The 23,115-nt window shown below is 71.6% G+C and carries 21 protein-coding genes and 2 tRNA genes; 18 read left to right on the top strand and 5 right to left on the bottom strand.

Features of this window, described 5'->3' with window-relative positions:
* Window positions 1-133: 133 nt before the first annotated feature.
* A tRNA-Pro gene (locus tag QQ657_RS11995) sits at window positions 134-207 on the bottom strand.
* 78 nt (window positions 208-285) lie between these two features.
* Here QQ657_RS11995 and QQ657_RS11990 point away from each other — a divergent pair.
* Window positions 286-356 (top strand) — tRNA-Gly (locus QQ657_RS11990).
* Here the strand turns inward: QQ657_RS11990 and QQ657_RS11985 are convergent.
* A complete protein-coding gene (locus QQ657_RS11985; protein ID WP_284742209.1) occupies window positions 311-4,969 on the bottom strand; it encodes a HAMP domain-containing protein in 4,659 nt (1,552 codons plus the stop codon). The genes QQ657_RS11990 and QQ657_RS11985 overlap by 46 nt on opposite strands.
* A gap of 139 nt (window positions 4,970-5,108) precedes the next feature.
* Here QQ657_RS11985 and QQ657_RS11980 point away from each other — a divergent pair, with 139 nt between their 5' ends.
* The 3 genes from QQ657_RS11980 to QQ657_RS11970 all read left to right on the top strand — a co-directional run bounded on the left by QQ657_RS11980 (window position 5,109) and on the right by QQ657_RS11970 (window position 7,575).
* A complete protein-coding gene (locus QQ657_RS11980) occupies window positions 5,109-6,662 on the top strand; it encodes a SpoIIE family protein phosphatase (RefSeq protein ID WP_284742150.1) in 1,554 nt (517 codons plus the stop codon).
* Between the two features lie 84 nt (window positions 6,663-6,746).
* The gene (locus QQ657_RS11975; protein WP_284742149.1) at window positions 6,747-7,289 is read left to right on the top strand and encodes a type 1 glutamine amidotransferase domain-containing protein; all 543 of its coding nucleotides are present in this window, start codon (window positions 6,747-6,749) and stop codon (window positions 7,287-7,289) included.
* A gap of 124 nt (window positions 7,290-7,413) precedes the next feature.
* Window positions 7,414-7,575, top strand: a complete 162-nt coding sequence (locus QQ657_RS11970; RefSeq protein ID WP_284742148.1) for a hypothetical protein — start codon at window positions 7,414-7,416, stop codon at window positions 7,573-7,575.
* 57 nt (window positions 7,576-7,632) lie between these two features.
* Here the strand turns inward: QQ657_RS11970 and QQ657_RS11965 are convergent, their stop codons facing one another.
* The gene (locus QQ657_RS11965) at window positions 7,633-8,052 is read right to left on the bottom strand and encodes a hypothetical protein (protein WP_284742147.1); all 420 of its coding nucleotides are present in this window, start codon (window positions 8,050-8,052) and stop codon (window positions 7,633-7,635) included.
* Window positions 8,053-8,211: 159 nt separating this feature from the next.
* Between QQ657_RS11965 and QQ657_RS11960 the strand changes: the two genes are divergently transcribed.
* The 5 genes from QQ657_RS11960 to QQ657_RS11940 all read left to right on the top strand — a co-directional run bounded on the left by QQ657_RS11960 (window position 8,212) and on the right by QQ657_RS11940 (window position 11,967).
* Window positions 8,212-8,640 (top strand): helix-turn-helix domain-containing protein, encoded by a 429-nt coding sequence (locus QQ657_RS11960; protein WP_284742146.1) that lies wholly within the window; start codon window positions 8,212-8,214, stop codon window positions 8,638-8,640.
* Window positions 8,637-9,491 (top strand): alpha/beta fold hydrolase, encoded by an 855-nt coding sequence (locus tag QQ657_RS11955; RefSeq protein ID WP_284742145.1) that lies wholly within the window; start codon window positions 8,637-8,639, stop codon window positions 9,489-9,491. The genes QQ657_RS11960 and QQ657_RS11955 overlap by 4 nt, the downstream gene beginning before the upstream one ends.
* A complete protein-coding gene (locus tag QQ657_RS11950) occupies window positions 9,488-9,838 on the top strand; it encodes a DUF4180 domain-containing protein (protein WP_284742144.1) in 351 nt (116 codons plus the stop codon). Before QQ657_RS11955 ends, QQ657_RS11950 begins: the two co-directional genes overlap by 4 nt.
* Window positions 9,839-9,895: 57 nt before the next feature.
* Window positions 9,896-10,990, top strand: a complete 1,095-nt coding sequence (locus tag QQ657_RS11945; RefSeq protein ID WP_284742208.1) for a beta propeller repeat protein — start codon at window positions 9,896-9,898, stop codon at window positions 10,988-10,990.
* A gap of 137 nt (window positions 10,991-11,127) precedes the next feature.
* Window positions 11,128-11,967 (top strand): SAM-dependent methyltransferase, encoded by an 840-nt coding sequence (locus tag QQ657_RS11940; protein WP_284742143.1) that lies wholly within the window; start codon window positions 11,128-11,130, stop codon window positions 11,965-11,967.
* Window positions 11,968-12,036: 69 nt separating this feature from the next.
* Here QQ657_RS11940 and QQ657_RS11935 read toward each other — a convergent pair whose 3' ends face one another.
* Together QQ657_RS11935 and QQ657_RS11930 are read right to left on the bottom strand one after the other, a co-directional pair.
* Window positions 12,037-12,870: an aldo/keto reductase gene (locus QQ657_RS11935; RefSeq protein ID WP_284742142.1), complete on the bottom strand. Its 834-nt coding sequence runs from the start codon at window positions 12,868-12,870 to the stop codon at window positions 12,037-12,039.
* A 23-nt stretch (window positions 12,871-12,893) separates the two neighbouring features.
* Window positions 12,894-14,078, bottom strand: coding sequence for an MFS transporter (locus tag QQ657_RS11930; protein WP_284742141.1), 1,185 nt, complete (start codon window positions 14,076-14,078; stop codon window positions 12,894-12,896).
* Window positions 14,079-14,213: 135 nt separating this feature from the next.
* On the opposite strand from QQ657_RS11930, the gene QQ657_RS11925 reads away from it, so the two are divergent.
* The 9 genes from QQ657_RS11925 (at window position 14,214) to QQ657_RS11890 (ending at window position 23,102) form a co-directional block, all read left to right on the top strand.
* Window positions 14,214-14,663, top strand: coding sequence for a MarR family winged helix-turn-helix transcriptional regulator (locus tag QQ657_RS11925; RefSeq protein ID WP_284742140.1), 450 nt, complete (start codon window positions 14,214-14,216; stop codon window positions 14,661-14,663).
* Window positions 14,664-14,968: 305 nt separating this feature from the next.
* Window positions 14,969-16,237 carry an ROK family transcriptional regulator gene (locus tag QQ657_RS11920; protein WP_284742139.1) on the top strand — a complete coding sequence of 423 codons (1,269 nt, stop codon included), beginning with the start codon at window positions 14,969-14,971 and terminating at the stop codon, window positions 16,235-16,237.
* A gap of 232 nt (window positions 16,238-16,469) precedes the next feature.
* Entirely contained in the window at window positions 16,470-17,579 is a 1,110-nt protein-coding gene (locus tag QQ657_RS11915) for an inositol-3-phosphate synthase (RefSeq protein WP_284742138.1), read from the top strand.
* Complete coding sequence (locus QQ657_RS11910; RefSeq protein ID WP_284742207.1) at window positions 17,576-18,403, top strand: SCO3242 family prenyltransferase; 828 nt, start codon at window positions 17,576-17,578, stop codon at window positions 18,401-18,403. Before QQ657_RS11915 ends, QQ657_RS11910 begins: the two co-directional genes overlap by 4 nt.
* On the top strand, window positions 18,400-19,221 hold the full coding sequence (locus QQ657_RS56680; protein ID WP_350310663.1) for a sugar phosphate isomerase/epimerase family protein: 822 nt from the start codon (window positions 18,400-18,402) through the stop codon (window positions 19,219-19,221). The genes QQ657_RS11910 and QQ657_RS56680 overlap by 4 nt, the downstream gene beginning before the upstream one ends.
* On the top strand, window positions 19,218-19,763 hold the full coding sequence (locus QQ657_RS56675) for an EboA domain-containing protein (RefSeq protein WP_350310662.1): 546 nt from the start codon (window positions 19,218-19,220) through the stop codon (window positions 19,761-19,763). Before QQ657_RS56680 ends, QQ657_RS56675 begins: the two co-directional genes overlap by 4 nt.
* The gene (locus QQ657_RS11900) at window positions 19,763-20,614 is read left to right on the top strand and encodes a TatD family hydrolase (protein WP_284742137.1); all 852 of its coding nucleotides are present in this window, start codon (window positions 19,763-19,765) and stop codon (window positions 20,612-20,614) included. Before QQ657_RS56675 ends, QQ657_RS11900 begins: the two co-directional genes overlap by 1 nt.
* Window positions 20,611-21,738 (top strand): metabolite traffic protein EboE, encoded by a 1,128-nt coding sequence (gene eboE / locus QQ657_RS11895; protein WP_284742136.1) that lies wholly within the window; start codon window positions 20,611-20,613, stop codon window positions 21,736-21,738. The genes QQ657_RS11900 and eboE overlap by 4 nt, the downstream gene beginning before the upstream one ends.
* On the top strand, window positions 21,735-23,102 hold the full coding sequence (locus QQ657_RS11890; RefSeq protein ID WP_284742135.1) for an alkaline phosphatase family protein: 1,368 nt from the start codon (window positions 21,735-21,737) through the stop codon (window positions 23,100-23,102). Before eboE ends, QQ657_RS11890 begins: the two co-directional genes overlap by 4 nt.
* Window positions 23,103-23,115: the final 13 nt, after the last annotated feature.

Raw genomic sequence — 23,115 nt, 5'->3', positions numbered from 1 at the left:
CAAGGAAGTAATCAAGAAACCTCCGGCAGTCCACCCAGGATGAGCCCGAGGCACCGTGGGGTCCGGGGGCTCGGCCCCCGGGGGAAGAGAAGGAGGGTAAGAGGCGCCCGCGAAGCGAAGCCTCGAACCCGGGTCGGGATGACAGGATTTGAACCTGCGACCCTCCGCTCCCAAAGCGGATGCGCTACCAAGCTGCGCCACATCCCGTGACACCCCCAGGGGGGTGTGCGGTCAGCCTAGCGGGTCACGCTAAGCTGACCTCGCACCCGGGTACCTCGGGGGCACGCGGGTGTAGCTCAATGGTAGAGCCCTAGTCTTCCAAACTAGCTACGCGGGTTCGATTCCCGTCACCCGCTCCGAACGATGCAGCGTCCGCTTCCAGCGACGCTGCGATCACGTCCAGCAGCTTGTCCGTGTCCACCGGCTTCGTGATGTAGTCGTCCGCGCCGCTGGCCAATGTCCTTGCCCGGTCCTCCGGGGTTGCCTTCGCCGTCACCGCGATCACCGGCAGGTCCGCGTTCGCCGCCTCGGCCCTGATGGCCGCGATCGTTGCGTTGCCGTCCAGCTCCGGCATCATCACGTCCATCAGGACCAGCGCCGTGTCCTCGTGGCGCTCCAATGCCCTGATTCCGTCCACGCCCGTCTCCGCGTAGACCACCTCGAGGCCCGCCTGCTCCAGGACCGCCGCCAGCGCGAACACGTTGCGGAGGTCGTCGTCGACGATCAGGACCTTCTCGCCGTGGAAGCGCTTCGGTGTGACGTCCGGGGCCGCCACCAGGACCGTGCTCGGGACCGGCGGCAGCCGGGGGGAGGACAACGCCGTCACCGGGTCCACCAGGTTGGCCGCCGCCACCGGGAGGTAGAGGGTGAACGTCGAACCCACTCCGGGCTCGCTCACCACCCGCAGCTCGCCGCCCAGGAGCTCCGTCAGCTGCTGGCTGATGTTGAGCCCGAGGCCCGTTCCGCCGTACTTGCGGCTCGTCGTGCCGTCCGCCTGGCGGAACGCCTCGAAGATCACCGCCAGCTTCTCCTCCGGGATCCCTATCCCGGTGTCCTCGACCGCGAACGCGATGATGCCCGGCGCGTTGCGAAGCGCCTCCTGCTCCACCTCCGCCGGGTCCGCTGCCCGGATGTGGAGGCGGACGCGACCCTCGTCGGTGAACTTCGCCGCGTTCGACAGCAGGTTCCGGAGGATCTGCTGGAGGCGGTGCTCGTCGGTGTGGACGCTGCCCGGTACCGGCGGGTCGATGTGGACCGCGAACTCCAGGCCCTTGTCCGCCGTCAACGGACGGCACAGGGACTCGACGTAGTCCACCAGCTCCGGCAGCGTGATGTCGGACATCTGCATGTCCAGCCGGCCCGCCTCGACCTTGGCCAGGTCCAGTATGTCGTTGATCAGCTGCTGCAGATCGGACCCCGCCGCGTAGATCGTCTTCGCGAACTGGATCTGCTTCTCCGTCAGGTTGCCCTCGGGGTTCTCCGACAGCAGCTTCGCCAGGATCAACGCGCTGTTCAACGGCGTCCGCAGCTCGTGCGACATGTTCGCCATGAACTCGGTCTTGTACTGCGACGCCACCGTCAGCTGCCCGGCACGCTCCTCCAGCTCCTGGCGCGCCTGCTCGATCTCGCTGTTCTTGACCTCGATGTCGCGGTTCTGCTGGGCCAGCAGCGCCGCCTTCTCGGCCAGCTCCGTGTTGGACCGCCGCAGCTCGCCCTGCTGGGCCTGCAGCTGCTCCGACCGCGCTCGCAGCTCCTGCGCCAGCCGCTGCGACTCCGTCAGCAGCGCTTCCGTGCGCGAGTTCGACAGGATCGTGTTGACGTTGACGCCGATCGTGTGCCGCAGCTGCTCGAGCAGGTCCTGATGGACCGTGCTGAACTCGTTGACCGAGGCCAGCTCCAGCACCCCGAGCACCTCGCCCTGGAACAGCACCGGCAGCACGATCAGGTTCACCGGCGACGACGAGCCGAGCCCGGACGACACCAGCGCGTACTCCGGCGGCGCGTCCTGGACCAGGATCGTGCGGTGGTCGACGGCGGCCTGCCCGATCAGCGACTCGCCGATCGCGAACCGCAGGCCGGCGCGGGACTGGGCGAGGCCGTACGCGGCGATGCACTCGAGCACCGTGCCGTCGCGGTCGTCGTCGCGGGCCAGGAAGAACGCGCCCTGCTGGGCGCGGACCAGCGGGGCCAGCTCGGACAGGATCAGCGCCGCCACCGACGCCAGGTCGCGGTGCCCCTGCATCCGGCCCGACAGCTGCGCGAGGTTCGTCTTCAGCCAGTCCTGCTCGCGGTTGGTCCTCGTCGTCTCCTTGAGGTTCGCGATCATCTGGTTGATGTTGTCCTTGAGGTCCGCGACCTCACCGGACGCGTCGACCGCGATGTGCCGGGTCAGGTCGCCCGCTGTCACCGCGGTCGCGACCTGCGCGATCGCGCGGACCTGCGTGGTCAGGTTCCCGGCCAGCTGGTTCACGCTCTCGGTGAGCCGCTGCCAGGTGCCGGACACGCCGCCGACCTCGGCCTGGCCGCCCAGCTTGCCCTCGGTGCCGACCTCGCGCGCCACGCGCGTGACCTCGGAGGCGAACGCCGAGAGCTGGTCGACCATCGTGTTCATGGTCGTCTTGAGCTCGAGGATCTCGCCGCGGGCGTCGACGTCGATCTTCTTCGTCAGGTCGCCCTGCGCGACCGCGGTGGTCACCTGCGAGATGTTGCGCACCTGGCTGGTCAGGTTGTGCGCCATGAAGTTGACGTTCTCGGTCAGGTCCTTCCAGGTCCCGGCCACGCCGGGGACCCGCGCCTGGCCGCCGAGAATGCCTTCGGTGCCGACCTCGCGCGAGACGCGGGTGACTTCGTCGGCGAACGCGCGCAGCGTCTCGACCATGCCGTTGAGCGTCTCGGCCAGGGCCGCGACCTCGCCCTGGGCGACGATCGAGATCTTCTTCGACAGGTCGCCGTTGGCCACGCCGGCCGCCACGGTGGCGATGCTGCGCACCTGGTCGGTCAGGTTGGTGGCCATGACGTTGACGTTGTCGGTGAGGTCCTTCCAGGTGCCCGCGACGCCGCGGACGGTGGCCTGGCCGCCGAGCTTGCCTTCGGTGCCGACTTCGCGCGCGACGCGGGTGACTTCGTCCGCGAACGCCGAGAGCTGGTCGACCATCGTGTTGAGCGTGGTCTTGAGCTCGAGGATCTCGCCGCGCGCGTCGACCGAGATCTTCTGCGTCAGGTCGCCCTTCGCGACCGCCGACGTCACCGTGGCGATGTTCCGGACCTGGTCGGTCAGGTTGTTCGCCATGAAGTTGACGTTGTCGGTGAGGTCCTTCCACGTCCCGGCGACGCCGGGCACGGCGGCCTGGCCGCCGAGCTTGCCTTCGGTACCGACCTCGCGCGCGACGCGGGTGACTTCGTCCGCGAACGCCGAGAGCTGGTCGACCATCGTGTTGAGCGTCGTCTTCAGCTCGAGGATCTCGCCCCGGGCGTCCACCGCGATCTTCTGGGTCAGGTCGCCGCGCGCGACGGCCGTCGCGACCTGGGCGATGTTGCGGACCTGGGTGGTCAGGTTGTTCGCCATGAAGTTCACGGACCCGGTGAGGTCGCGCCAGGTGCCGGCGACGCCGGGGACCTGCGCCTGCCCGCCCAGCTGACCCTCGGTGCCGACCTCGCGGGCGACGCGGGTGACTTCGTCCGCGAACGCCGACAGCTGGTCGACCATCGTGTTCATGGTCGTCTTGAGCTCGAGGATCTCGCCGCGCGCGTCGACGGTGATCTTCTGGGTCAGGTCGCCCTTCGCCACGGCCGTGGTCACGTGCGAGATGTTGCGGACCTGGTCGGTGAGGTTGTCGGCCATCCCGTTGACCGAGTCGGTGAGGCTGCGCCACGTCCCGGCCGCACCGGCCACCTCGGCCTGCCCGCCGAGCTTGCCCTCGCTGCCGACCTCGCGCGCCACGCGGGTGACCTCGCCGGCGAACGCCGAGAGCTGGTCGACCATCGTGTTGAGCGTGTTCTTCAGCTGCAGGATCTCTCCGCGGGCGTCGACCTCGATCTTCTTCGTCAGGTCGCCGTTGGCCACCGCCGTCGCCACCTGCGAGATCCCGCGGACCTGGTCGGTGAGGTTGTCGGCCATCTGGTTGACCGAGTCGGTCAGGTCGCGCCACGTCCCGGCGACGCCGGCCACCTGGGCCTGGCCGCCGAGCTTGCCGTCGGAGCCCACCTCGCGGGAGACGCGGGTGACCTCGTCGGCGAACGACGACAGCTGGTCGACCATCGTGTTGATGGTGTTCTTGAGCTCGAGGATCTCGCCGCGGGCGTCGACGTTGATCTTCTGGGTCAGGTCGCCGCGCGCGACGGCCGTGGTGACCTGCGCGATGTTGCGGACCTGCTCGGTCAGGTTGTCGGCCATGAAGTTGACGGAGTCGGTCAGGTCGCGCCAGGTCCCGGACACGCCCGGGACGACCGCCTGGCCGCCGAGACGTCCCTCACCCGCGATCTCGCGGGAGAGCCTCGTCACTTCGGCGGCGAACCTCGACAGCTGCGCGATGAGGCCGTTGACCGTCTTCGCCAGCGTCGCGTACGCGCCCTGCAGCGGGCGGCCGTCCAGCGTCAAGGTCATCGGCTGGGAAAGGTCACCTTCGGCGACGGCGCCGAGCACCCGGTCCAGCTCGATCGTCGGCCGCGTCAGATCCTCGACCAGGCCGTTGACACTGTCGACGGCGGTGCTCCAGCCGCCCGGGCCGACTTCGGTCTCCAGCCGCTCGCTCAGCCTGCCGTCCTGGCCGACGGCCGCGCGCACCCGCAGCAGCTCGCTGACCAGCCGCTGGTTGCGTTCGGCGATGTCGTTGAACGCGACCGCGAGCTGCGCCGAGATGCCGTCGCCGTGCGGCACGAGCCGCCGGCGGAAGTTGCCGTCCCCGAGATCCCGCACCGCCACGAGCAGCCGCTCCAGCGCCGCCGCCTCGCTCTGGGATTCCGTTGTCATGTGTGCCGACCCTCTCCACCACGCATGCGCCAGCCATGGTCCATGACCCAGCGTGTCATGATTCGCCCTACACTTCGAGCCAGTCCGCCCGCTCACGCGGTAACCGTGCGATAGCTGTCCGGAGGCAGGAGGTCCGTGCATGGTGTCACGTCCGGCTCCGGCCTCGGCGGCCCTGCCGCCGATGACCGGTGAGGACGCGCCGCCGGGCTTCGACGCCTTCGGACGGGCCGTCCTCGAAGACGTGCGCGACGCGGTGTTCCTCCAGGACGCCGACGGGGTGCTGCGCTGGGCGAACCCGGCGGCCCGGACGCTGACCGGCGGCGCCGAGCCGCGGCTGCATCCGCTCGCTGAAACCTCCGGCCACGTCGAAGTGGCGGGTAATCGTCGTCCCGCCCGGATCCGTGCGTTACCGGGCGGCTGGCACGCCTGGACCGTCTCCGCGGAAGACGTCCCGCAGCGCCACGTTGGCGACTTCCTCGCCGAGGCCGGGCCCCGGCTGGCCGCCGCGCGCGGGCGCCACGGCACCGCGCGGGTGATCGCCGAGCTGGCCGCGTCCGCGCTGGCCGAGACGGTCTTCGTGCTGCTGCCGACCACCCGCGGCCGGTGGGAGTGGTGGAGCTGCGAGCGCCCGACGGCGCACGGCCACGGCCGGATCCGGCGCGTCCCGGCGCAGGTCGCGCCGGTGCTGGCGGCCACGTTCGCGGCCACCGGGAAGCCGCAGCCGACCCCCGTGCCCGAGCCCGAGGTCGCCACCCTGCCCTCGGTCGTGGCCGACCGGTTCGCCGGGCACGCCGAGGTGGCGGTCGTGTCGCTGGGCCCGAACGCGAGTGCCGGCGTCACCGGCGCCCTGCTGCTGGGCCGCAAGGCGGACCCCGAGTTCGGCGCCGAGCAGGGCCGCGCGGTCGTCGAGTTCGCCAGGGCGGCCGGGACGGCGCTCGCCAACGCGCAGCGCTACGCCCGCCAGGAGGAGGCCACGCGCGGCCTGGAGACCACGCTGCGCCCGGTCGACCCGCCCGAGCTGGACGGCGCCCGGTTCGAGACCTGGTACGAGCCGGCCGCCGGGGTGCTCGCGGTCGGCGGCGACTTCTTCGACGTCCTCGCGCACGACGACGGCAGCGCGTTCCTGGTGCTCGGCGACATCTGCGGCAAGGGCGCCGAGGCCGCGGCGCTCACCGGGCGGGTCCGGCACGCGCTGACCGCGCTCGCGATGGTCGAGCGCGACGGCCGGACGCTGCTGCGGCTGCTCAACGAACTGCTCATCGCCGGCGGCAGCAGCCGGTTCGCCACGCTGGTGCTCGGCACGGCCCGGCCGTCCGACGGCGGGGTCGGCCTGACGCTGGCCTCCGGCGGGCACCCGGCGCCGCTGATCGTCCGCCGGGGCGGCGTGGTCGAAGAGGTCACCGTGCCCGGGACGCTGGTCGGGATCTCACCGCAGGCCCGCTTCGCCGAGGCGGAGGTGCGGCTGGAGCGCGGCGACGTCTGCCTGCTCTACACCGACGGCATCACCGAGGCCCGCAACCGGCACGACCCGACGGAGCTGTTCGGCGACGACCGGCTGCGCGCGGTGCTGGCGACCGCGGCGGGCCAGCCCGCCCGCGAGGTCGTGCGGCGGCTGCGGCAGGCCGTGCGCGACTGGCTCGGCAGCTCCGCCCACGACGACATCGCGGTGCTCGCGATCGAGTGTTCCGACTGACGGTAAGTCCTGTGTGGACCGAGTTTGGCCGCCTCTCCAGGGGGTAATTCCTTCGTGCATTGATCTCGGGCGGAGGAGAGTTTCATGGCGAACGCACTGCAAGGACGCCGCGTCGCGATCCTGGCCGCGGACGGCGTCGAACAGGTCGAGCTGGAGCAGCCGCGCCAGGCCGTCCTCGACGAGGGCGCGACGGTGGAGCTGGTGTCGCTGGACACCGGCGAGATCCAGGCGATGAACGGCGACATCGACAAGGGCGAGAAGTTCCCGGTCGATCGCAAGGTGGCCGACGTCGGCATCGGCGACTTCGACGCGCTGCTGCTCCCGGGCGGCACGATGAACCCCGACAACCTGCGGACGAACTCCGACGCGGTCCGGTTCGTCGCGGACTTCGTGCGCGCGGGCAAGCCGGTCGGGGTCATCTGCCACGGTCCGTGGACGCTCGTCGAAGCGGATGTCGTCCGTGGCCGCACGCTGACGTCGTACCCGAGCATCCGGACCGATCTGCGTAACGCCGGCGCCACCGTCGTCGACGAAGAAGTAGTAGTCGACAACGGCCTGGTGTCGAGCCGCAACCCGGACGACCTGCCGGCGTTCTGCCGCGCTGTCGTGCGCGAGTTCGCGGGCTGACGTCCTTTGTGGACGTTCACCCGCTCGTGTCCTTAAGTCCGGCTTAAATCTGTTGGCTTTCGGCGGCCCGGCGGAGGACGCTGAGGGTGTGACCAGGATCGCCCGTGGAGAGGAGGTGGACACCATGACAGTGCAGGCACGCCGCTACGGCCGCTGGTGCCGGGAGCACTTCGACGTGGTCGCCGCCCAGGGCGTCCCCGCTCCCCGGCCCGCCGACGTCGCCGAGGCCCGGCCGCGGCCGGAGCCGGAGCCCGTCAAACCGGTCGCCGACCAGCCGAAGGGCTGACCCAGCGCAGAATAAGCCGCCCCGGTCGTGACCGGGGCGGCTTCTTCGCGCGACGGATCAGCCGTAGTAGCTGCGGCGGCGCCGGTACCAGACCCGCCTCGGGCCGGGCGCGCCGATGCGCGTGATGACGTCGGTCAGCACGGCCCCGATGACCAGCCAGATGACCGCGGCCAGGCCGTCGTTGCAGAACACCCGGAACTTCTCGTTGTCCGGGGTGAAGAGGTTGCGCAGGCCGAGGGAGACGCCGGCCGACCACTCGGAGATGAGGTGCGCGAAGCCGTTCGCCGCGTTCGCCTCGCCGAACACCAGCAGGATGTGCACGGCGAGCACCAGGGCGAACACGCCGCACACGAGGTGGATGAGGGCGTTGACCGTGCGCACGATCCGGATGCGCGGGTGGGTGCGCTCCACGACTTCTTCGGCCGGAGCCGGTTCGTACGGCGGATCGTAGGGCTCGGGGGGCGGGGGATACGGCATCGACGTCGCCGTCCTTTCGACTGTCCGATGTGGACGTACCTGGGCGAGCGGGAGCAACAACCGGAGAGATACCCGGCACCCGGGTGCGCGAACCACGCGTTCCCCAAACTTCCCTCAAACTTGACATGGTAGGGTAGTTTGCGGAATATGAGGAGGGTCATGGCGCAGGAGGTCTTCTCCGTCGAACAGGTCGCCGCGAAGCTCGGGCTGCACGTCCGGACGGTCCGGAACTACGTGCGCGACGGGCGGCTCAAGGCGGTCCGGATCGGCAAGCAGTACCGGATCGCCGCCGACGACCTCGAGGCCTTCACCGGGCTGCCGGTCGCCGATCCGCGGCCGGGCCGGCCGATCGCCGAGCTTTCGAGCGTCGCCGAGGTCAGCGGCGTCGACCGCGCGACGGCCGACCGGATCGCCACCGTCGTCGTCGCCTCGGTGAACGGGCCGCGAGACGGGGGCGAGCGGCCCCTGCGCGTCGAAACCATCTACGACAAGGAGCGCGCCACCATGAAGATCATCGTGCTCGGCGACCTCGCCGCCGGCGCGGACCTGCTGCGCTTCGTCGCCTCGTTCACCGAGGGCCTGACGTGACCACCAGCTACCGGACGGCCGAAGGCGCGAAAGCCGTCCGGCAGCGCTACGACGCCCTCATCGAGGACTGGCCCGTGCCGTCCGAGAGGCGCACCCTCGAGACCCGGCTCGGCGCCACCTTCGCCGTGGTCTCCGGTCCGGTGGGCGCGCCGCCGGTCGTCGCGCTGCAGGGCTCCGGTGGCACCGCGGCGCACTGGCTGCCCGACATCGCGACGCTCGCGGAGCACCTGCGCGTGCACGCCGTCGACGCGCCCGGGGAGCCGGGCCGGACCGTCGATGCGCGGCCGCCGCTCGGGTCGCCGGCCTACGCCGAGTGGCTCGAGGACGTCCTCGACGCGCTCGAACTGCCCCGCGCGGCCTTCCTCGGCACCTCGCTGGGCGGCTGGTGGGCCCTCGACCACGCCTTGCGTCGTCCTGAGCGCGTCACGGCGCTGGTGCTGGTCAACCCCGCGGGGATCGGCCGCCGCCGGGTCGCGCCGCTGCTGAAGTTCGCCGCCTACAGCCGGTTCGGCGCCTGGGGGCGACGGCGTTCGCTGGCCATGGTCGCGAAGGGCGGCCCCGCCGACCCGGGGCGGCGCGCGATCGGGGAGTTCACCCTGGCGACGTTCGAGCACTTCAAGCCGCGGCTGGAGCCGATCCCGGCGTTCCCGGTCGAGCGGCTGCGCGAACTCGCGACGCCGGTGCAGGCCCACTTCGGCGCGCACGACGTCCTGCTCGACCAGCGCGACGCCGCGGCGAAGCTGCGGGAAGCCCGGCCGGACGCCGACGTCCGCCTGGCCGAGGACGCCGGGCACTTCCTGCCCGGCTGGGCGGAAGCCACTGTGGAGTTCTTGAGAGGAGCGGGATCGTGATCGACCAGGGCGTGTGGTTCGTACCGGCCGAAGGGCCGGAGCTGGCCACCGAGCAGGACGCCGTCGACCTCGTCGGTGCCACCTACGGCCAGGACGTCGACGTCCTCGTCGTGCCGGTCGAGCGGTTCCCCGCCCGGTTCTTCGACATGCACGCCAAATTGATCGGGCACTTCTTCTCGAAGATCGTCCAGTACGGCTTCCGGCTGGTGCTGCTCGGCGACGTCCGCGCGCACGTCGAGGCGAGCACCGCCTTCCGGGACGTCGTGCGGGAGTCCAACCGCGGCCGGCACGTCTGGTTCGTGGCCGACCTCGCGGAGCTCGACGCCCGGCTGGCCGCGGCGCGCTGAGCCGCGAGACGGAACCTGGCGCCGGCCGCGCAACCCCGGACCGTGCGGCACGTCCAGGTGATCATGCGAATCCCGGCGCTGCTCGCGTCCGTCCTCACCCTCCTGGCCGTGTCCATCGCACCCGCGACGGCGGAATCCGTTGTCCCGAGGGGGTTCCGGCCCGCTTCGACGAGCTGGACCGGCCCGGCCACGGGGTACGTCCTGGGGTACTCGCCGTGCGCGAAGTCGTGGTGCCCGGCGCTGCTGGGCACCACCGACGGCGGGGCGCACTGGCGGCGGCTCGGCACGCCGCCGATGTCGTTGCCGGACAACCACAACCACGTCGCGCTGACCTTCGTCGGCGACCGCGTCGCGTACGTCGACGACGGCGTCCACGTGCGTACGACGCGCGACGGCGGCGCGAGCTGGCGCCCGGTCGGCCTCGTCGGCGCGCGGGAGCCCTACTACCTCTCGAAGATCACCGAAACCGCCGGCCGGGTCTTCGCCGTCGTCACCACCTTCGGCGAGGGGCGAGGCTCGACGCGGCTGTACTCCGGCGTCGCCGGCTCGCCGGTGCTGGTTCCGGTGCCCGGCTTTGTGGCCACCGGCGGGATCACCTACGGCGACCTGGCCGTCGGCGGCGGCCTGCAGGTCGCGCTCGGCGCGGACTACGGCACCGAGCGGTACTGGACCTCGCGCGACGGCGTCCGCTTCACCCCGGCCGAAGCGCCGTGCCCGGCCGGGTCGGTCGCCTCGCTGGCCGGGGTCCGCGACCGGCAGGTCGTGGCGTTGTGCAGCAGCAGCCCCGGCTCGCCGCAGCCCGGCTCGACCGAGCGACAGTTGCGGCACGCGGCGAAGCTCGGCGGGGCGTTCAGCGGTGGGGACGCGGCGCCCTTCGCCGGGATCACGCAGGGCTTCGCGGCGGCGTCACCGGCGTCCGCGACGGTCGCGGCCGAGGGAGGCGGCACCGGATTCCTGCACAGCACGGCCGACGGCGGCCGCACCTGGACGACGAGCGTGCTGTCCGACCGCGGGCTCAGCCTGACCGATCTGGACTTCCCCGGCGGCGGCACCGGCGTGGTCGTCGACGGCCAGCCGGACGCCGACGGCGGCTCCGCCCTGTATCGGACCACGGACGGCGGACACATGTGGCGCGAAGTGCCGATGGGGTAGTTGTCCCTGGCAGCTAAGGCCCTTCGGCCCGGTTCACTTGATGAACGCCATGTCGTAGTCTGTGCACTGTCCGTTGCCGGACAGAGGTGGCCGGGCCCGGGCAGGGGGCCGGCGCCACAGACAAGGGAGAACAGTCGATGACGCCTGGCGACCTGCGGTCCGGAACCGAGGGAGGCTCGGCGTCCCTCGATTTCTCCAAGGCGAGCTTGGCCCGGCTGTCGGACGCGCTGCTGGGTGGCCACGACCACTACGAGGTCGACCGCGAGGCGATGCGGCGCCTGCTGGCGATCGCGCCCGGCGCGCGCACGATGGCGAAGGAGCACCGCGACTGGCTGGTGCGCGCGGTCCGGTTCCTCGCCGGGAAACGCGGCATCGACCAGTTCCTCGACCTCGGTTCCGGCATGCCGACGGCGGAGAACACCCACCAGGTGGCCCAGCGGTACAACCCGGACGCGCAGGTCGTGTACGTCGACAACGATCCGGTCGTGCAGGTGCACGGCCGGGCGCTGCTCGAGGAGAACTACCTGACCCACGTGACGGGCGCCGACCTGACCCGCCCGGCCGAGACGCTGGCCGACGAGGTCGTCAAGGAGTACCTGGACTTCACGCGGCCGGTGGCGCTGATCCTGACGTCGATCGTCCACCACATCGACGACTACGAGCGCGCGAAGTCGATCGTCGCGGAGTACCTGGCGGCGCTCGCACCGGGCTCGTACCTGCTGCTCACGCACAACTTCGACCCGGAAGAGGACTCGCCCCGCCAGGAGCTGGCACGGTTGCTGGAGACGAGCTTCCAGGGCACCGGCCTCGGCAGTGTGTACCGCACCCGCGAACAGATCACGGCGTTCTTCGAGGGCACGGAGCTGCTCCGGCCGGGGCTGGTCTACCTGCACGAATGGTGGCCCGACGGCCCCCGGATCCACCCGCTGAGCGAGCTGAACTTCCTCACGCTGGGCGCGGTCGCCCGCAAGCAGTGACGACGTGCCGTTAAGGCCACCTTACGGGCGTCAGACGCCCGTAAGGTGGCCTTAACGGCATTGATCGGGTCAGGCGGCGTTGAACGTGTCCGGGTTCGGGCCGGTGCGCTCGCCGCGGTCGAGCGGGGTCAGCGACTCCAGTTCATCCTCCGTGAGGGTGAACCCGAACAGGTCGAAGTTCTCCGCGATCCGCGACGGCGTCACGGACTTCGGGATCACCACGTTGCCCAGCTGCAGGTGCCAGCGCAGCACGATCTGCGCCGGCGTGCGGCCGCGCTTCACCGCCAGGTCCGCGACCACCGGGTCACCCAGCAGTGAACCGCCCTTGGCCAGCGGGCTCCACGCCTCGGTCGCGATCCCGTGCTTCGCGTCGAACTCGCGGACCTCCTGCTGCTGCAGGTACGGGTGGAGCTCGATCTGGTTGACCGCCGGCGCGACGTCGGCCGCGTCGAGCAGCCGCTCCAGGTGCGCGGGCTGGAAGTTGGACACGCCGATCGCGCGGACCCGGCCGTCGGCGTGCAGCTTCTCGAACGCCTTCCACGTGTCGAGGTACTTGTCTCGCTCGGGCGTCGGCCAGTGGATCAGGTAGAGGTCCAGCTGCTCCAGGCCCAGCTTCTTCATGCTCTCGTCGAACGCCTTGAGCGTCGAGTCGTAGCCCTGGGCCGAGTTCCACAGCTTCGTGGTGATGAAGAGTTCGTCGCGGGCGATGCCGGACTCGGCCAAAGCCTGGCCGACGCCCTTCTCGTTGCCGTAGACGGTGGCGGTGTCGATGCTGCGGTAGCCCGCTTCGAGCGCGGCCTTCACGGCGGTGGCGGTCTCGTCGTCCGGGACCTGGAACACGCCGTAGCCCAGTTGGGGCATCCGCACGCCGTTGTTGAGTTCGATCACGGGCACGCTGGTCACGAGGGTTCCTTTCGGTGAGTGGTTCATCGGGCGGGTACCCGTTCCCCGGCTTCGAAACTAGCCGGGGCCTTGCGGTCGAGCAGGCCGGAAACGAGCGCCACGGCGAGGCCCGCGGCGGCGAGCACCGCGCCGATCCAGTTGGGGGCGGTGTAGCCGAGGCCGGACTCGATGGCCTGGCCGCCGAGCCACGCGCCGCCGGCGTTGCCGAGGTTGAACGCGGCGATGTTCGCCGCCGAGGCCAGCGCCGGGGCGCCCTCGGCCTTGGCCATCACGCGGGCCTGCAGCGGCGGGACCGTCGCGAACCCGGCCGCGCCGAACAACACGATCGTGATCGCGGCCGGCACCTTCGCGTGGGCGGTGAAGACGAACGCGACCAGCACGATCGCCAGCGCGGCGAGGATGACGTACAGGCTGGGCATCAGCTTGCGGTCCGCGGCCCGGCCGCCGAGCAGGTTGCCGGCGAACAGCCCGGCGCCGAAGAGCACGAGCAGCCAGGTGACGGCGCCGCTGGAGAAGCCGGCGACCTCGGTCATCATCGGCGCGATGTAGGTGAAGGACGCGAACACCCCGGCGAAACCGAGCGCCGTCATGGCAAGGGCGAGCCACACCTGCGGGCGGCGGAACACGGCGAGCTCGCCGCGCAGGCCCGCGTTCGGATCCGGTTCCTGGTGCGGCACGAGGGCGAGGATGCCGATCGCGCCGATCACCCCGAGCACGCTGACCACCCAGAACGTCGAGCGCCAGCCGAAGGCCTGGCCGAGGGCGGTGCCGGCGGGCACGCCGAGCACGTTCGCCACGGTCAGCCCGGTGAACATCAGCGCGATGGCGCTGGCCTGCTTGGCCGGGGCCACCAGCGAAGCGGCGACGACCGAGCCGACGCCGAAGAACGCACCGTGCGAGAGGGCCGCGACGACCCGGCCGGTCATCAGCAGGCCGTAGCTCGGGGCGAGCGCCGAGAGCACGTTGCCCGCGATGAACAGGCCCATCAGGGCGACGAGCACGGTCTTACGCGGAACCCGCGAGGCGAGCGCGGTGAGCACGGGCGCGCCGACGACGACGCCGAGCGCGTATCCCGAGATGAGCAGGCCTGCGGACGGGATCGAGACGCCGAAGTCGGCCGCGACCTCGGGCAGCAGGCCCATGATCACGAACTCGGTGGTGCCGATCCCGAAAGCGCTGATCGCGAGGGCGAGCAGAGCGGCGGGCATGGACTTCCTTCTTCCGGAGTAGTCTTGTGGGCGTGAGCAACTACAAGCGTCCGAGATAGTTGCACGCGCCGTATATTGCACAGGCTTGATAGTGCCGCGCGCAACCGTATGCGGCAAGTCCGGGAGAGGTGAACCGTGTCACTGGACGACGACGCCGTCGAAGCCCGCGCGCAGGGCTGGCGCACGCTGGCCGCGCTGCACGCGCGGATCGAGGACAGGCTGCAGCGCGCGCTCGAGCGCGACCACGAGCTGTCGGTGAGCGAGTACAGCGTGCTCGACGCGCTGGCCCGCCAGGACGGCTTCCACCTGCGGATGAACCAGTTGGCCAACGCGGTGGTGCTCAGCCAGTCGGCGACGACCCGGCTGGTCACCCGGCTGGAGAGCCGCGGGCTGCTGGCCCGCTACCTCTGCGCCGACGACCGCCGCGGCATCTACACGGAGGTGACGCCGTCTGGGCAGGCCCTGCTGACGGCGGCGCGGCCCACCCACGACACGGCGCTGGCGGAAGCCCTCGCCGAAGCCGAGGCTTTGCCGGAACTCGCGCCGCTGGTCGCCGCGCTCGGCACGCTCACTTTCACCCGCTGACCCGCTTGCGGAAAGTTTCGGTGCCGCGGCGACACTTTCGCGTCGGTCCGCGGTAAGGCTTGCGGCGTCCCGATGACCGGGACACTACGGAAGTCGGTCCCGTTCGGCGGTGGGATTGGGGAGGGCGGGCGCCCTAACCCGTGCTCCATCCGTGGGACCCTTTTGCTGCCTGCGTTCGATAGTTTCGCTGGTCAGAACGATTTGTGTGGCATTTGTCCACGAAAGCCGCCGGGTGCCCTCGTTGACCCGATCGTTTCGCCGCACCTAATTTGTTGAACCACCAGACGAACCGGGGTGGTGTCGGCGTGGACTCCTCCTTCTCGCTCAAACCGGTGCGCCCGGCCGACCAGGCCGCCGTTCGCCGGAGCAACCTCGCGCTCGTGCTGCGGCACCTGCGGGACGCCGGACCCCGCTCGCGTGCGGCGATCGCCGCCGACACCGGGCTGAACAAGGGAACCGTCTCGAGTCTCGTCGCCGAGCTCGTCGAGCGCGGGCTGGCTCGCGAAGGCGAGCGGGAACGCGCCGGCGCGGTCGGGCGCCCGGGCACGATCGTCGAGCTGGACGGCCGCGGCGTCGGCGGCATCGGCGTCGAGATCAACGTCGACTACCTGACCGCACTGGCCCTCGACCTCACCGGCACGGTGCTCTTCGAACAACGCGTGGCGCTCGACGTCCAAGCGCTTCCGGTGGCGAAGGTGCTCGACGCCGGCGCGGAGCTGACCGCGCGGGCGCTGCGGGAGTGCCGCCGCCTCGGGGTCGTGCCGGCCGGCGTGACCATCGGGGTTCCGGCGCTGGTCGACGAAAGCGGCACCGTCGCCTTCGCCCCGAACCTGCACTGGACCGACGTTTCGGTGGTCCGCGGGATCACCGAACGGCTGACCCGGCGGCTGGGCCCGCCGTCGTTCCCGATCCGCACGGCCAACGACGCGAACCTCGGCGCGCTCGGCGAGTACGCCATGGGCAGCGTCGCCGGGACCGCCGACCTCGTGTACCTGACCGGCGAGATCGGCGTGGGCGGCGGAGTCATCTCCGGTGGCCGGCTGCTCGGTGGCGCGGAGGGGTTCTCGGGAGAAGTAGGACACATCCAGGTCGATCCCGCGGGCCGCGTCTGCGGGTGCGGGCGCCGCGGCTGCTGGGAGACGCTCGTCGGGCTGGCCGGGATGCTGCGGCTGGCCGCGTCGCCGGCCGACCCGGTGCACGACCCGTCGCTCGACCTCGAACAACGGCTCGACATGATCCGCCGCCGGGCCGAGCTGAAGGACAAGCGGACGCTCGACGCGCTCGCGCAGGTCGGCACCGGCCTCGGGGTCGGCGCGGCCGTGCTGGTCAACGTGTTCAACCCGCGCGTGGTGCTGCTCGGCGGCTACTTCGCCCAGCTGGGCCCGTACCTGCTCGGCCCGATGCTGGCCGAGCTGGAGGCCCGGGTGATCGCCCCGCGCATCGGGGGCTGCCGCGTCGAGCTGTCCTGGCTCGGGTTCTCCGCGGCTTCGCGCGGCGGCGCGCACGTCGCACTGCAGGCGGTGTTCGACGATCCGGCGCTGGTGCCGGTGCGGCCGGAAAGGGACAGCGGATGACGCTCGCGGAAGTGACCGGTACCGGCCAGGCGCCCGTTCGAAGACCCGGCCGGCGACCAGGTGCGCCTTCGTCGCGAAGGCGTGCGGAAACACTTGATCGACTCCGGCGATGTAGTCCGGGGGACATCCGCGTGCCCAGGGGCACCGCGCTCGCCGAACCGAGCGGTGTCCTGACCCGCGTCCCGTCGGGGGCGACCGGCGCGGGCTGAACTCGCCGAACTGGAGGATGAACATGGGGAAGATCGGTGTCTGGCTGATCGGCGCCCGAGGATCGGTGGCCACGACGGCCATCGCCGGCGCCGCCGCGATGCGGGCGGGACTCGCCGCGCGCACGGGCTGCGTGACCGAGCTGCCGGACTTCGCCGGCGCGGACCTTCCCGGCCTGGGAGACCTGGTCTTCGGGGGCCACGACGTCGTCGACACGCCGCTGGTCAAGCGGGCGGAGCAGCTGGCGGCGGCGGGAGTGCTGCCGGCCACCTTGCCCGGCGCGGTCACGGCGGAGCTGGAGGCGGCGGAAGCCCGGCTCCGGCCGGCGCCGTCCGGGGGCGGCCGGGCCGCCGCCGACCGGATCGTCGCGGACCTGACCGAGTTCCGGGAGGGGCTGGACCACGTGGTCGTGGTCAACGTCTCCTCCACCGAAGCGCCGTGCGCGCCGCACCCCGCACACGCGTCCTTGGCTGCCTTGGAAGCCGAGCTGGAAGTCCTGCCGCCCAGCGCGTTGTACGCCTACGCCGCGTTCCGCGCGGGTTGTGGCTTTGTCGACTTCACCCCGTCCACCGGCGCCCGGCTGCCCGCGCTCGACGAACTCGCGCGCACGGCCGGGCAGCCCTACGCGGGCCGCGACGGCAAGACCGGCGAGACGCTGCTGCGGTCGGTGCTCGCGCCGATGTTCGCCCAGCGCGCGCTGAACGTCCTCTCGTGGTCGGGCACGAACCTGCTCGGCGGTGGCGACGGCGCCACGCTCGCCGACCCCGGCGCGGCGTCGAGCAAGAACGCGTCGAAGCAGCAGGTGCTTTCCCAGAACCTCGGCCGGGACGTCGACGGCGAGGTGCACATCGACTACGTCCCGGCGCTCGGCGACTGGAAGACCGCCTGGGACCACGTGCTCTTCGAAGGTTTCCTCGGCACGCGCATGACGCTGCAGCTCACCTGGCAGGGCTGCGACTCCGCGCTCGCCGCGCCGCTGGTGCTCGACCTCGCCCGGCTGACCGGCAAGGCGTGCCGCGACGGCGTCGCCGGCCCGGTCGCCGAGTTCGGGTTCTTCTTCAAGGATCCCGTCGGGGACGGCCCGCACGACCTCGCGTCGCAGTACGCGGCCCTGCGTGAGTGGGCGAACCGGTGAAGGCGCTCGTCGAACTCGTCCGCGCGCCCGCCGCGCTGACCGTGCCGGGAGACGCCGTCGCCGGGGCCGCCGCCTCGGGCTGGCCCTTCGGCCGCCGGACGCTGGCCCTGACCGGCGCGTCCGTCTGCCTCTACTGGGCGGGCATGGCGCTCAACGACTACGCCGACCGCTTCCTCGACGCGATGGAACGGCCCGAGCGGCCGATCCCGTCCGGCCGGGTCAAGCCGGGGACCGCGCTCGGCGTCGCGGCCGGGCTGACCGCCGGCGGGCTGGGCATCGCCGCGGCCGCCGGCGGGAAGCACGCCCTGCGTGTCGCGGTGCCGCTGGCCGCGACGGTCTGGGCGTACGACTTCGTGCTCAAGGAGACCGTGTTCGGGCCGGCCGCGATGGCCGCGACCCGGGCTCTGGACGTCCTGCTCGGCGCGGGCGGTGCCCGGGCCGCGGTGCCCGCGGCGCTCACCGTCGGGGCCCACACGTACGCCGTGACGACGTTGTCAAGGTCCGAAGTGGACGGTGCGAAGCCCGCGCTGCCGGCGGCCACCCTCGCCGCCACGGCCGGGGTGCGCGTCGCCGCCGGCCGCGTCGGCCCGCTGGCGTCGGCGCTGCTCGGGACGTACGCGGTGACCACCGGGCGGGCGCAGTACGACGCCGTCCGCGACCCGGCCGCGCCCCAGATCCGGCGCGCGGTCGGCGCGGGCATCCACGGCATGATCCCGCTGCAGGCCGGGCTGATCGCCCGCACCGGCGCGTGGCGCTCGGCGCTGGCCGTCGCCGCCGCGTTCCCGATCGCGCGGGCGCTGAGCCGGAAGGTGTCGCCGACATGAGGTTCGGGTACGGCACCAACGGCTTCGCCAACCACCGCCTCGGCGACGCCCTGCGCGTCCTGGCGGACCTGGGCTACGACGGCGTCGCGCTGACGCTCGACCACCAGCACCTCGACCCGTTCGGCCCGGACCTCGCCCGCCGCGTCGCGTCGCTGGGCGCGGAACTGGACCGGCTCGGGCTGGCCGTCGTGATCGAGACCGGCGCCCGGTTCCTGCTGGACCCGTGGCGCAAGCACTCGCCGACGTTCCTCGACCCGGACCGGGCGTCGCGCATCGACTTCCTGACCCGGGCCGTCGAGATCGCCGCGGACCTCGACGCCGAAGCGGTGTCCTTCTGGAGCGGGAACAAGCCCGCGGAGCTGGCAACCGAGGACGCGTGGACACATCTGGCCGACGGATGTGCCGAGGTGCTCAAGGCGGCCGACGAACACGACGTCAAGCTCGGCTTCGAGCCGGAGCCCGGGATGCTCGTCGAGGACCTCGACGGCTACTTCGAGCTGGCCCGGCGCCTGGGTGACCCGGAGCGGTTCGGGCTGACGCTGGACATCGGGCACTGCCGGTGCAACGAGGCGGCGTCCGTGCCCGACTGCGTCCGGCGCGCGCTGCCGCGGCTGGTGAACGTGCAGATCGACGACATGCGCCGGGGCACCCACGAGCACCTGGAGTTCGGGCGGGGCGAGATCGACTTCCCGCCCGTGCTGGAAGCGCTGTCGCCGTACCCCGGGCTGGTCGCGGTGGAACTGCCGCGGGACAGCCACGCGGCACCGCGGATCGCGCGCGAGTCCCTGGAGTTCCTGCACAAGGCGGTGGCCGCGTGAACGCCTGGCTGAAAAAGGCACTGCACGACGTCGCCGCCGACGCTTCGGCGTTGCGCACGCTGTTCCCGGGCGTCGGCCGCCGGGTCGGCCGCGGTCCGTCGGACACGCCGGGCTGGACGGTCGACGACGTGGCCCGCGTCAAGCTCCTGGAAGCCGCACCCGCGGCGGCCGCGGAGATGCCGGACCTCTACCGCTACGGCGACGCCGCCGAGAAGCGGGCCGTCCTCCGTGGACTGTCCGTTGTGGACATCGGCGACGCCGGGCTCGCCCTGGTCGCCGATGCCCTGCGCACCAACGACACGCGGCTCGTCACCGCCGCGATGGGGGAGTACGCCGCCGAGCACCTCGACGACGCCGCGTACCGCCACGGCGTGCTCAAGTGCGTCTTCATGGGCATCCCGCTGGCCGAGGTCGCCGGGCTGGACCGCCGGACCGACGAGGAGCTGCTGCGCATGATGCGGTCGTTCGCCGCCGAGCGCACCGCCGCGGGCCGCGCCGTGCCCGCCGACCTCCTCCCGCTGCTGAACGAACAGGACGCCTGATGCGCATCTTCGACCCGCACATCCACATGAGCTCCCGCACCACCGACGACTACGCGGCGATGCACGCCGCCGGCGTCCGCGCGCTCGTCGAGCCGGCGTTCTGGCTGGGCCAGCCGCGCACGAACGTCGGCAGCTTCACCGACTACTTCGACGCGCTCGTCGGGTGGGAGCCGTTCCGCGCGAGCCAGTTCGGCATCGCCCACCACTGCACGATCGCGCTGAACCCGAAGGAAGCCAACGACCCGCGGTGCGCGCCGGTGCTCGACCTGCTGCCGCGCTACCTCGAGAAGGACGGCGTCGTCGCGGTCGGCGAGATCGGCTACGACTCGATGACCGCCGAGGAGGACAAGGCGTTCGCCGCGCAGCTGGCCCTGGCGATCGACCACGAGCTGCCCGCGATGGTGCACACGCCGCACCGCGACAAGGCGGCCGGGACCGAGCGCAGCATGGCCGTCGTCCGCGAGTCCGGCATCGCGCCGGAGCGCGTCGTGCTCGACCACCTCAACGAGGTGACCGTCGCGATGGTCAAGGAGTCCGGCTCCTGGATGGGGTTCTCGATCTACCCGGACACGAAGATGGACGAAGAGCGGATGGTCGCCATCCTGCGCGAGTACGGGACCGAAAAGGTGCTGGTCAACTCGGCCGCAGACTGGGGCAAGAGCGACCCGCTCAAGACGCGCAAGACCGGCGACGCGATGCTCGCCGCCGGGTTCACCGAGGACGACGTCGATCAGGTGCTGTGGCGCAACCCGGTGGAGTTCTACGGCCAGAGCGGCCGCCTCTCGCTGGAAGGCGAGGCGCCGGACGCCGAGTTCGCGGGCAACTCCATCCTGCGAGGTGCGCGCAAGTGAGGTTCCGGCATCGCGACGGCACGCTCGTCCACCTCGCCTACTGCACCAACGTGCACCAGGCCGAGGACCTCGACGGCGTGCTCACCCAGCTGGCCCGCTTCGGCGAGCCGGTGCGGGAACGGCTGGGCGCCGACCGGCTCGGGCTGGGCCTGTGGCTGGCCCGGCCGGTCGCTTCGGAGCTGGTCGCCGACCCGGCCGCGGTGTCCCGGCTCCGGGCGGAACTCGCCGCGCGCGGCCTGGAGGTCGTCACCTTCAACGGGTTCCCGTACCAGGGGTTCCACGACCCGGTCGTCAAGCACAAGGTGTACCGGCCGGACTGGTCCACGCCCGAACGGACGCGCTACACCCTCGACCTGGCCCGGCTGCTCGCCGAGCTGATGCCGGAGGACGCGGTCCGCGGCAGCGTGTCGACGTTGCCGCTCGGCTGGCGCACGGAATGGCGGGACGACCGCGGCCAGCTCGAGCTGCTCGCCGAAGGGCTGGCGAAGCAGGATCGTCCGGTGCGCGTGGCTTTCGAGCCCGAGCCCGGCTGTGTCATCGAGACGACCGCACAGGCGGCGTCGCTGCTGTCCGAAGTGGACAAGGAGTGGCTGGGCGTCTGCCTCGACACGTGCCACCTCGCGGTCGGGTTCGAGGACCCGGCGGACGCGCTCGGCCGGCTCGAAGCGGCCGGTCTGGACGTCGTCAAGCTGCAGGCGTCGGCCGCACTGGAGGCTGCGAACCCGGCCGACCCGGAAACGCGGAAAGCCCTGGAATCCTTCGTGGAACCCCGGTTCCTGCACCAGAGCAACGAAGGCGCCCCGCCGGGCGCCGACGACCTCGACGAGGCACTGGCCGGGGGACTCCCGGGCGAGGCGCCGTGGCGGGTGCACTTCCACGTGCCGCTGCACGCCGACCCGGCGCCGCCGCTGACGTCCACCCGGCCGGTGCTGGCCGGGACGCTGGCCGAGCTGTTCGGCGGCGCCACCGCGCGCGCCGACCACGTCGAGGTCGAGACCTACACCTGGCAGGTGCTCCCGGACGCACCCGCCGACGACGCCGGGCTCGTCGCGGGCATCGCCGCCGAGCTGGACTGGACCCGGCGTTCCTTGATCGAACTAGGCTTGGAAGAGGTTTCCGCATGAGCTTGCTGGTCATCGACGTCGTCGGGCTGACGCCCCGGCTGCTCCCGCACATGCCGAACCTGCGCAAGATGGCCGAACCCGGCTTCACCGCGCAGCTCGACACCGTGTTCCCGGCGGTGACGTGCTCGGTGCAGTCGACGTTCCTCACCGGGCTGCAGCCGGCCGAGCACGGCATCGTCGGCAACGGCTGGTACTTCCGCGACCTCGGCGAGATCTTCCTCTGGCGCCAGCACAACAAGCTGGTCCAGGGCGACAAGTTCTGGGACGCCGCTCGCCGCGCGCAGGCCGGGCACAAGGTCGCCAACGTCTGCTGGTGGTACGCGATGGGCATGGACGTCGACCTGACGGTGACCCCACGGCCGATCTACCACGCCGACGGCAAGAAATCCCCGGACGCCTACACCCACCCACCGCAGCTGCACGACCGGCTCGTCGGCGCGCTCGGCGAGTTCCCGCTGTTCACCTACTGGGGCCCGACGGCGGCGATCACGTCGTCGAAGTGGATCATCGCCGCGGCGCAGAAGATCATGGCCGAGGACAAGCCCGACACCACGCTCGTCTACATCCCGCACCTGGACTACGACCTCCAGCGCTTCGGCCCGGACGCGCCCCAGGCCGCGGCGGCCGCGCGCGTGATCGACACCGCTTTGAAGCCCCTGCTGGACTTCGCGGCCGCAGGCGGGCATACCGTCGTCGCGCTCTCGGAGTACGGCATCACGAACGCGAGCCGGCCGGTCGACATCAACCGCGCACTGCGTCGTGAAGGCCTGCTCAACGTGTACGTCCAGGCGGGCATGGAGTACCTGGACCCGTGGACGTCGCGGGCGTTCGCGGTGGCCGACCACCAGGTCGCGCACGTCTACGTCGCCGACCCGGCCGACATCCCGCGCGTGCGGGACATCGTCGCCGGACTGTCCGGAGTGGACGTCGTACTCGATCGTCCGGAGCAAGCGAGCATCGGGATCGACCACGAGCGGGCCGGGGAACTGGTCGCGATCGCCGAGCCGGTCGCGTGGTTCACCTACTACTACTGGCTGAGCGACGACCGCGCACCGGACTTCGCGAAGACCGTCGAGATCCACCGCAAGCCCGGTTACGACCCGGCGGAGCTGTTCTTCGACCCGAACGACCCGATGGTCAAGCTGAAGGCGGCGTCCGCGCTGGCCCGCAAGAAGCTCGGCCTGCGGTACTCGATGCAGGTCGTCCCGCTCGACCCGGCGCCGGTGCGCGGCAGCCACGGGCGGCTGCCCGACTCGCCCGAGGACGGGCCGGTGCTGCTGTGCTCGGACCCGGCGCTCGCGCGCGAAAAGATCCACGCCACCGAAGTCAAGGACTTGCTGCTGGCGGCCATCCGAACCGAGTAGGACTCACCAGGAG

This window comes from Amycolatopsis ponsaeliensis (assembly GCF_030182635.1).
GTDB classification, from domain to species: Bacteria; Actinomycetota; Actinomycetes; order Mycobacteriales; family Pseudonocardiaceae; genus Amycolatopsis; species Amycolatopsis ponsaeliensis.
The sequence above is the reverse complement of the archived record's forward strand: the minus strand, read 5'-3'. Positions and strand labels throughout refer to the sequence as shown.

Coding starts and splice junctions, on each gene's coding strand:
- QQ657_RS11915 (WP_284742138.1), top strand. CDS start 16,470: ATGGGGAAGATCGGTGTCTGGCTGATCGGCGCCCGAGGATCGGTGGCC.
- QQ657_RS11965 (WP_284742147.1), bottom strand. CDS start 8,052: ATGCCGTATCCCCCGCCCCCCGAGCCCTACGATCCGCCGTACGAACCG.
- QQ657_RS11960 (WP_284742146.1), top strand. CDS start 8,212: ATGGCGCAGGAGGTCTTCTCCGTCGAACAGGTCGCCGCGAAGCTCGGG.
- QQ657_RS11940 (WP_284742143.1), top strand. CDS start 11,128: ATGACGCCTGGCGACCTGCGGTCCGGAACCGAGGGAGGCTCGGCGTCC.
- QQ657_RS56680 (WP_350310663.1), top strand. CDS start 18,400: ATGAGGTTCGGGTACGGCACCAACGGCTTCGCCAACCACCGCCTCGGC.
- QQ657_RS11930 (WP_284742141.1), bottom strand. CDS start 14,078: ATGCCCGCCGCTCTGCTCGCCCTCGCGATCAGCGCTTTCGGGATCGGC.
- QQ657_RS11970 (WP_284742148.1), top strand. CDS start 7,414: ATGACAGTGCAGGCACGCCGCTACGGCCGCTGGTGCCGGGAGCACTTC.
- QQ657_RS11890 (WP_284742135.1), top strand. CDS start 21,735: ATGAGCTTGCTGGTCATCGACGTCGTCGGGCTGACGCCCCGGCTGCTC.
- QQ657_RS11980 (WP_284742150.1), top strand. CDS start 5,109: ATGGTGTCACGTCCGGCTCCGGCCTCGGCGGCCCTGCCGCCGATGACC.
- QQ657_RS11975 (WP_284742149.1), top strand. CDS start 6,747: ATGGCGAACGCACTGCAAGGACGCCGCGTCGCGATCCTGGCCGCGGAC.
- QQ657_RS11985 (WP_284742209.1), bottom strand. CDS start 4,969: ATGACAACGGAATCCCAGAGCGAGGCGGCGGCGCTGGAGCGGCTGCTC.
- QQ657_RS11900 (WP_284742137.1), top strand. CDS start 19,763: ATGCGCATCTTCGACCCGCACATCCACATGAGCTCCCGCACCACCGAC.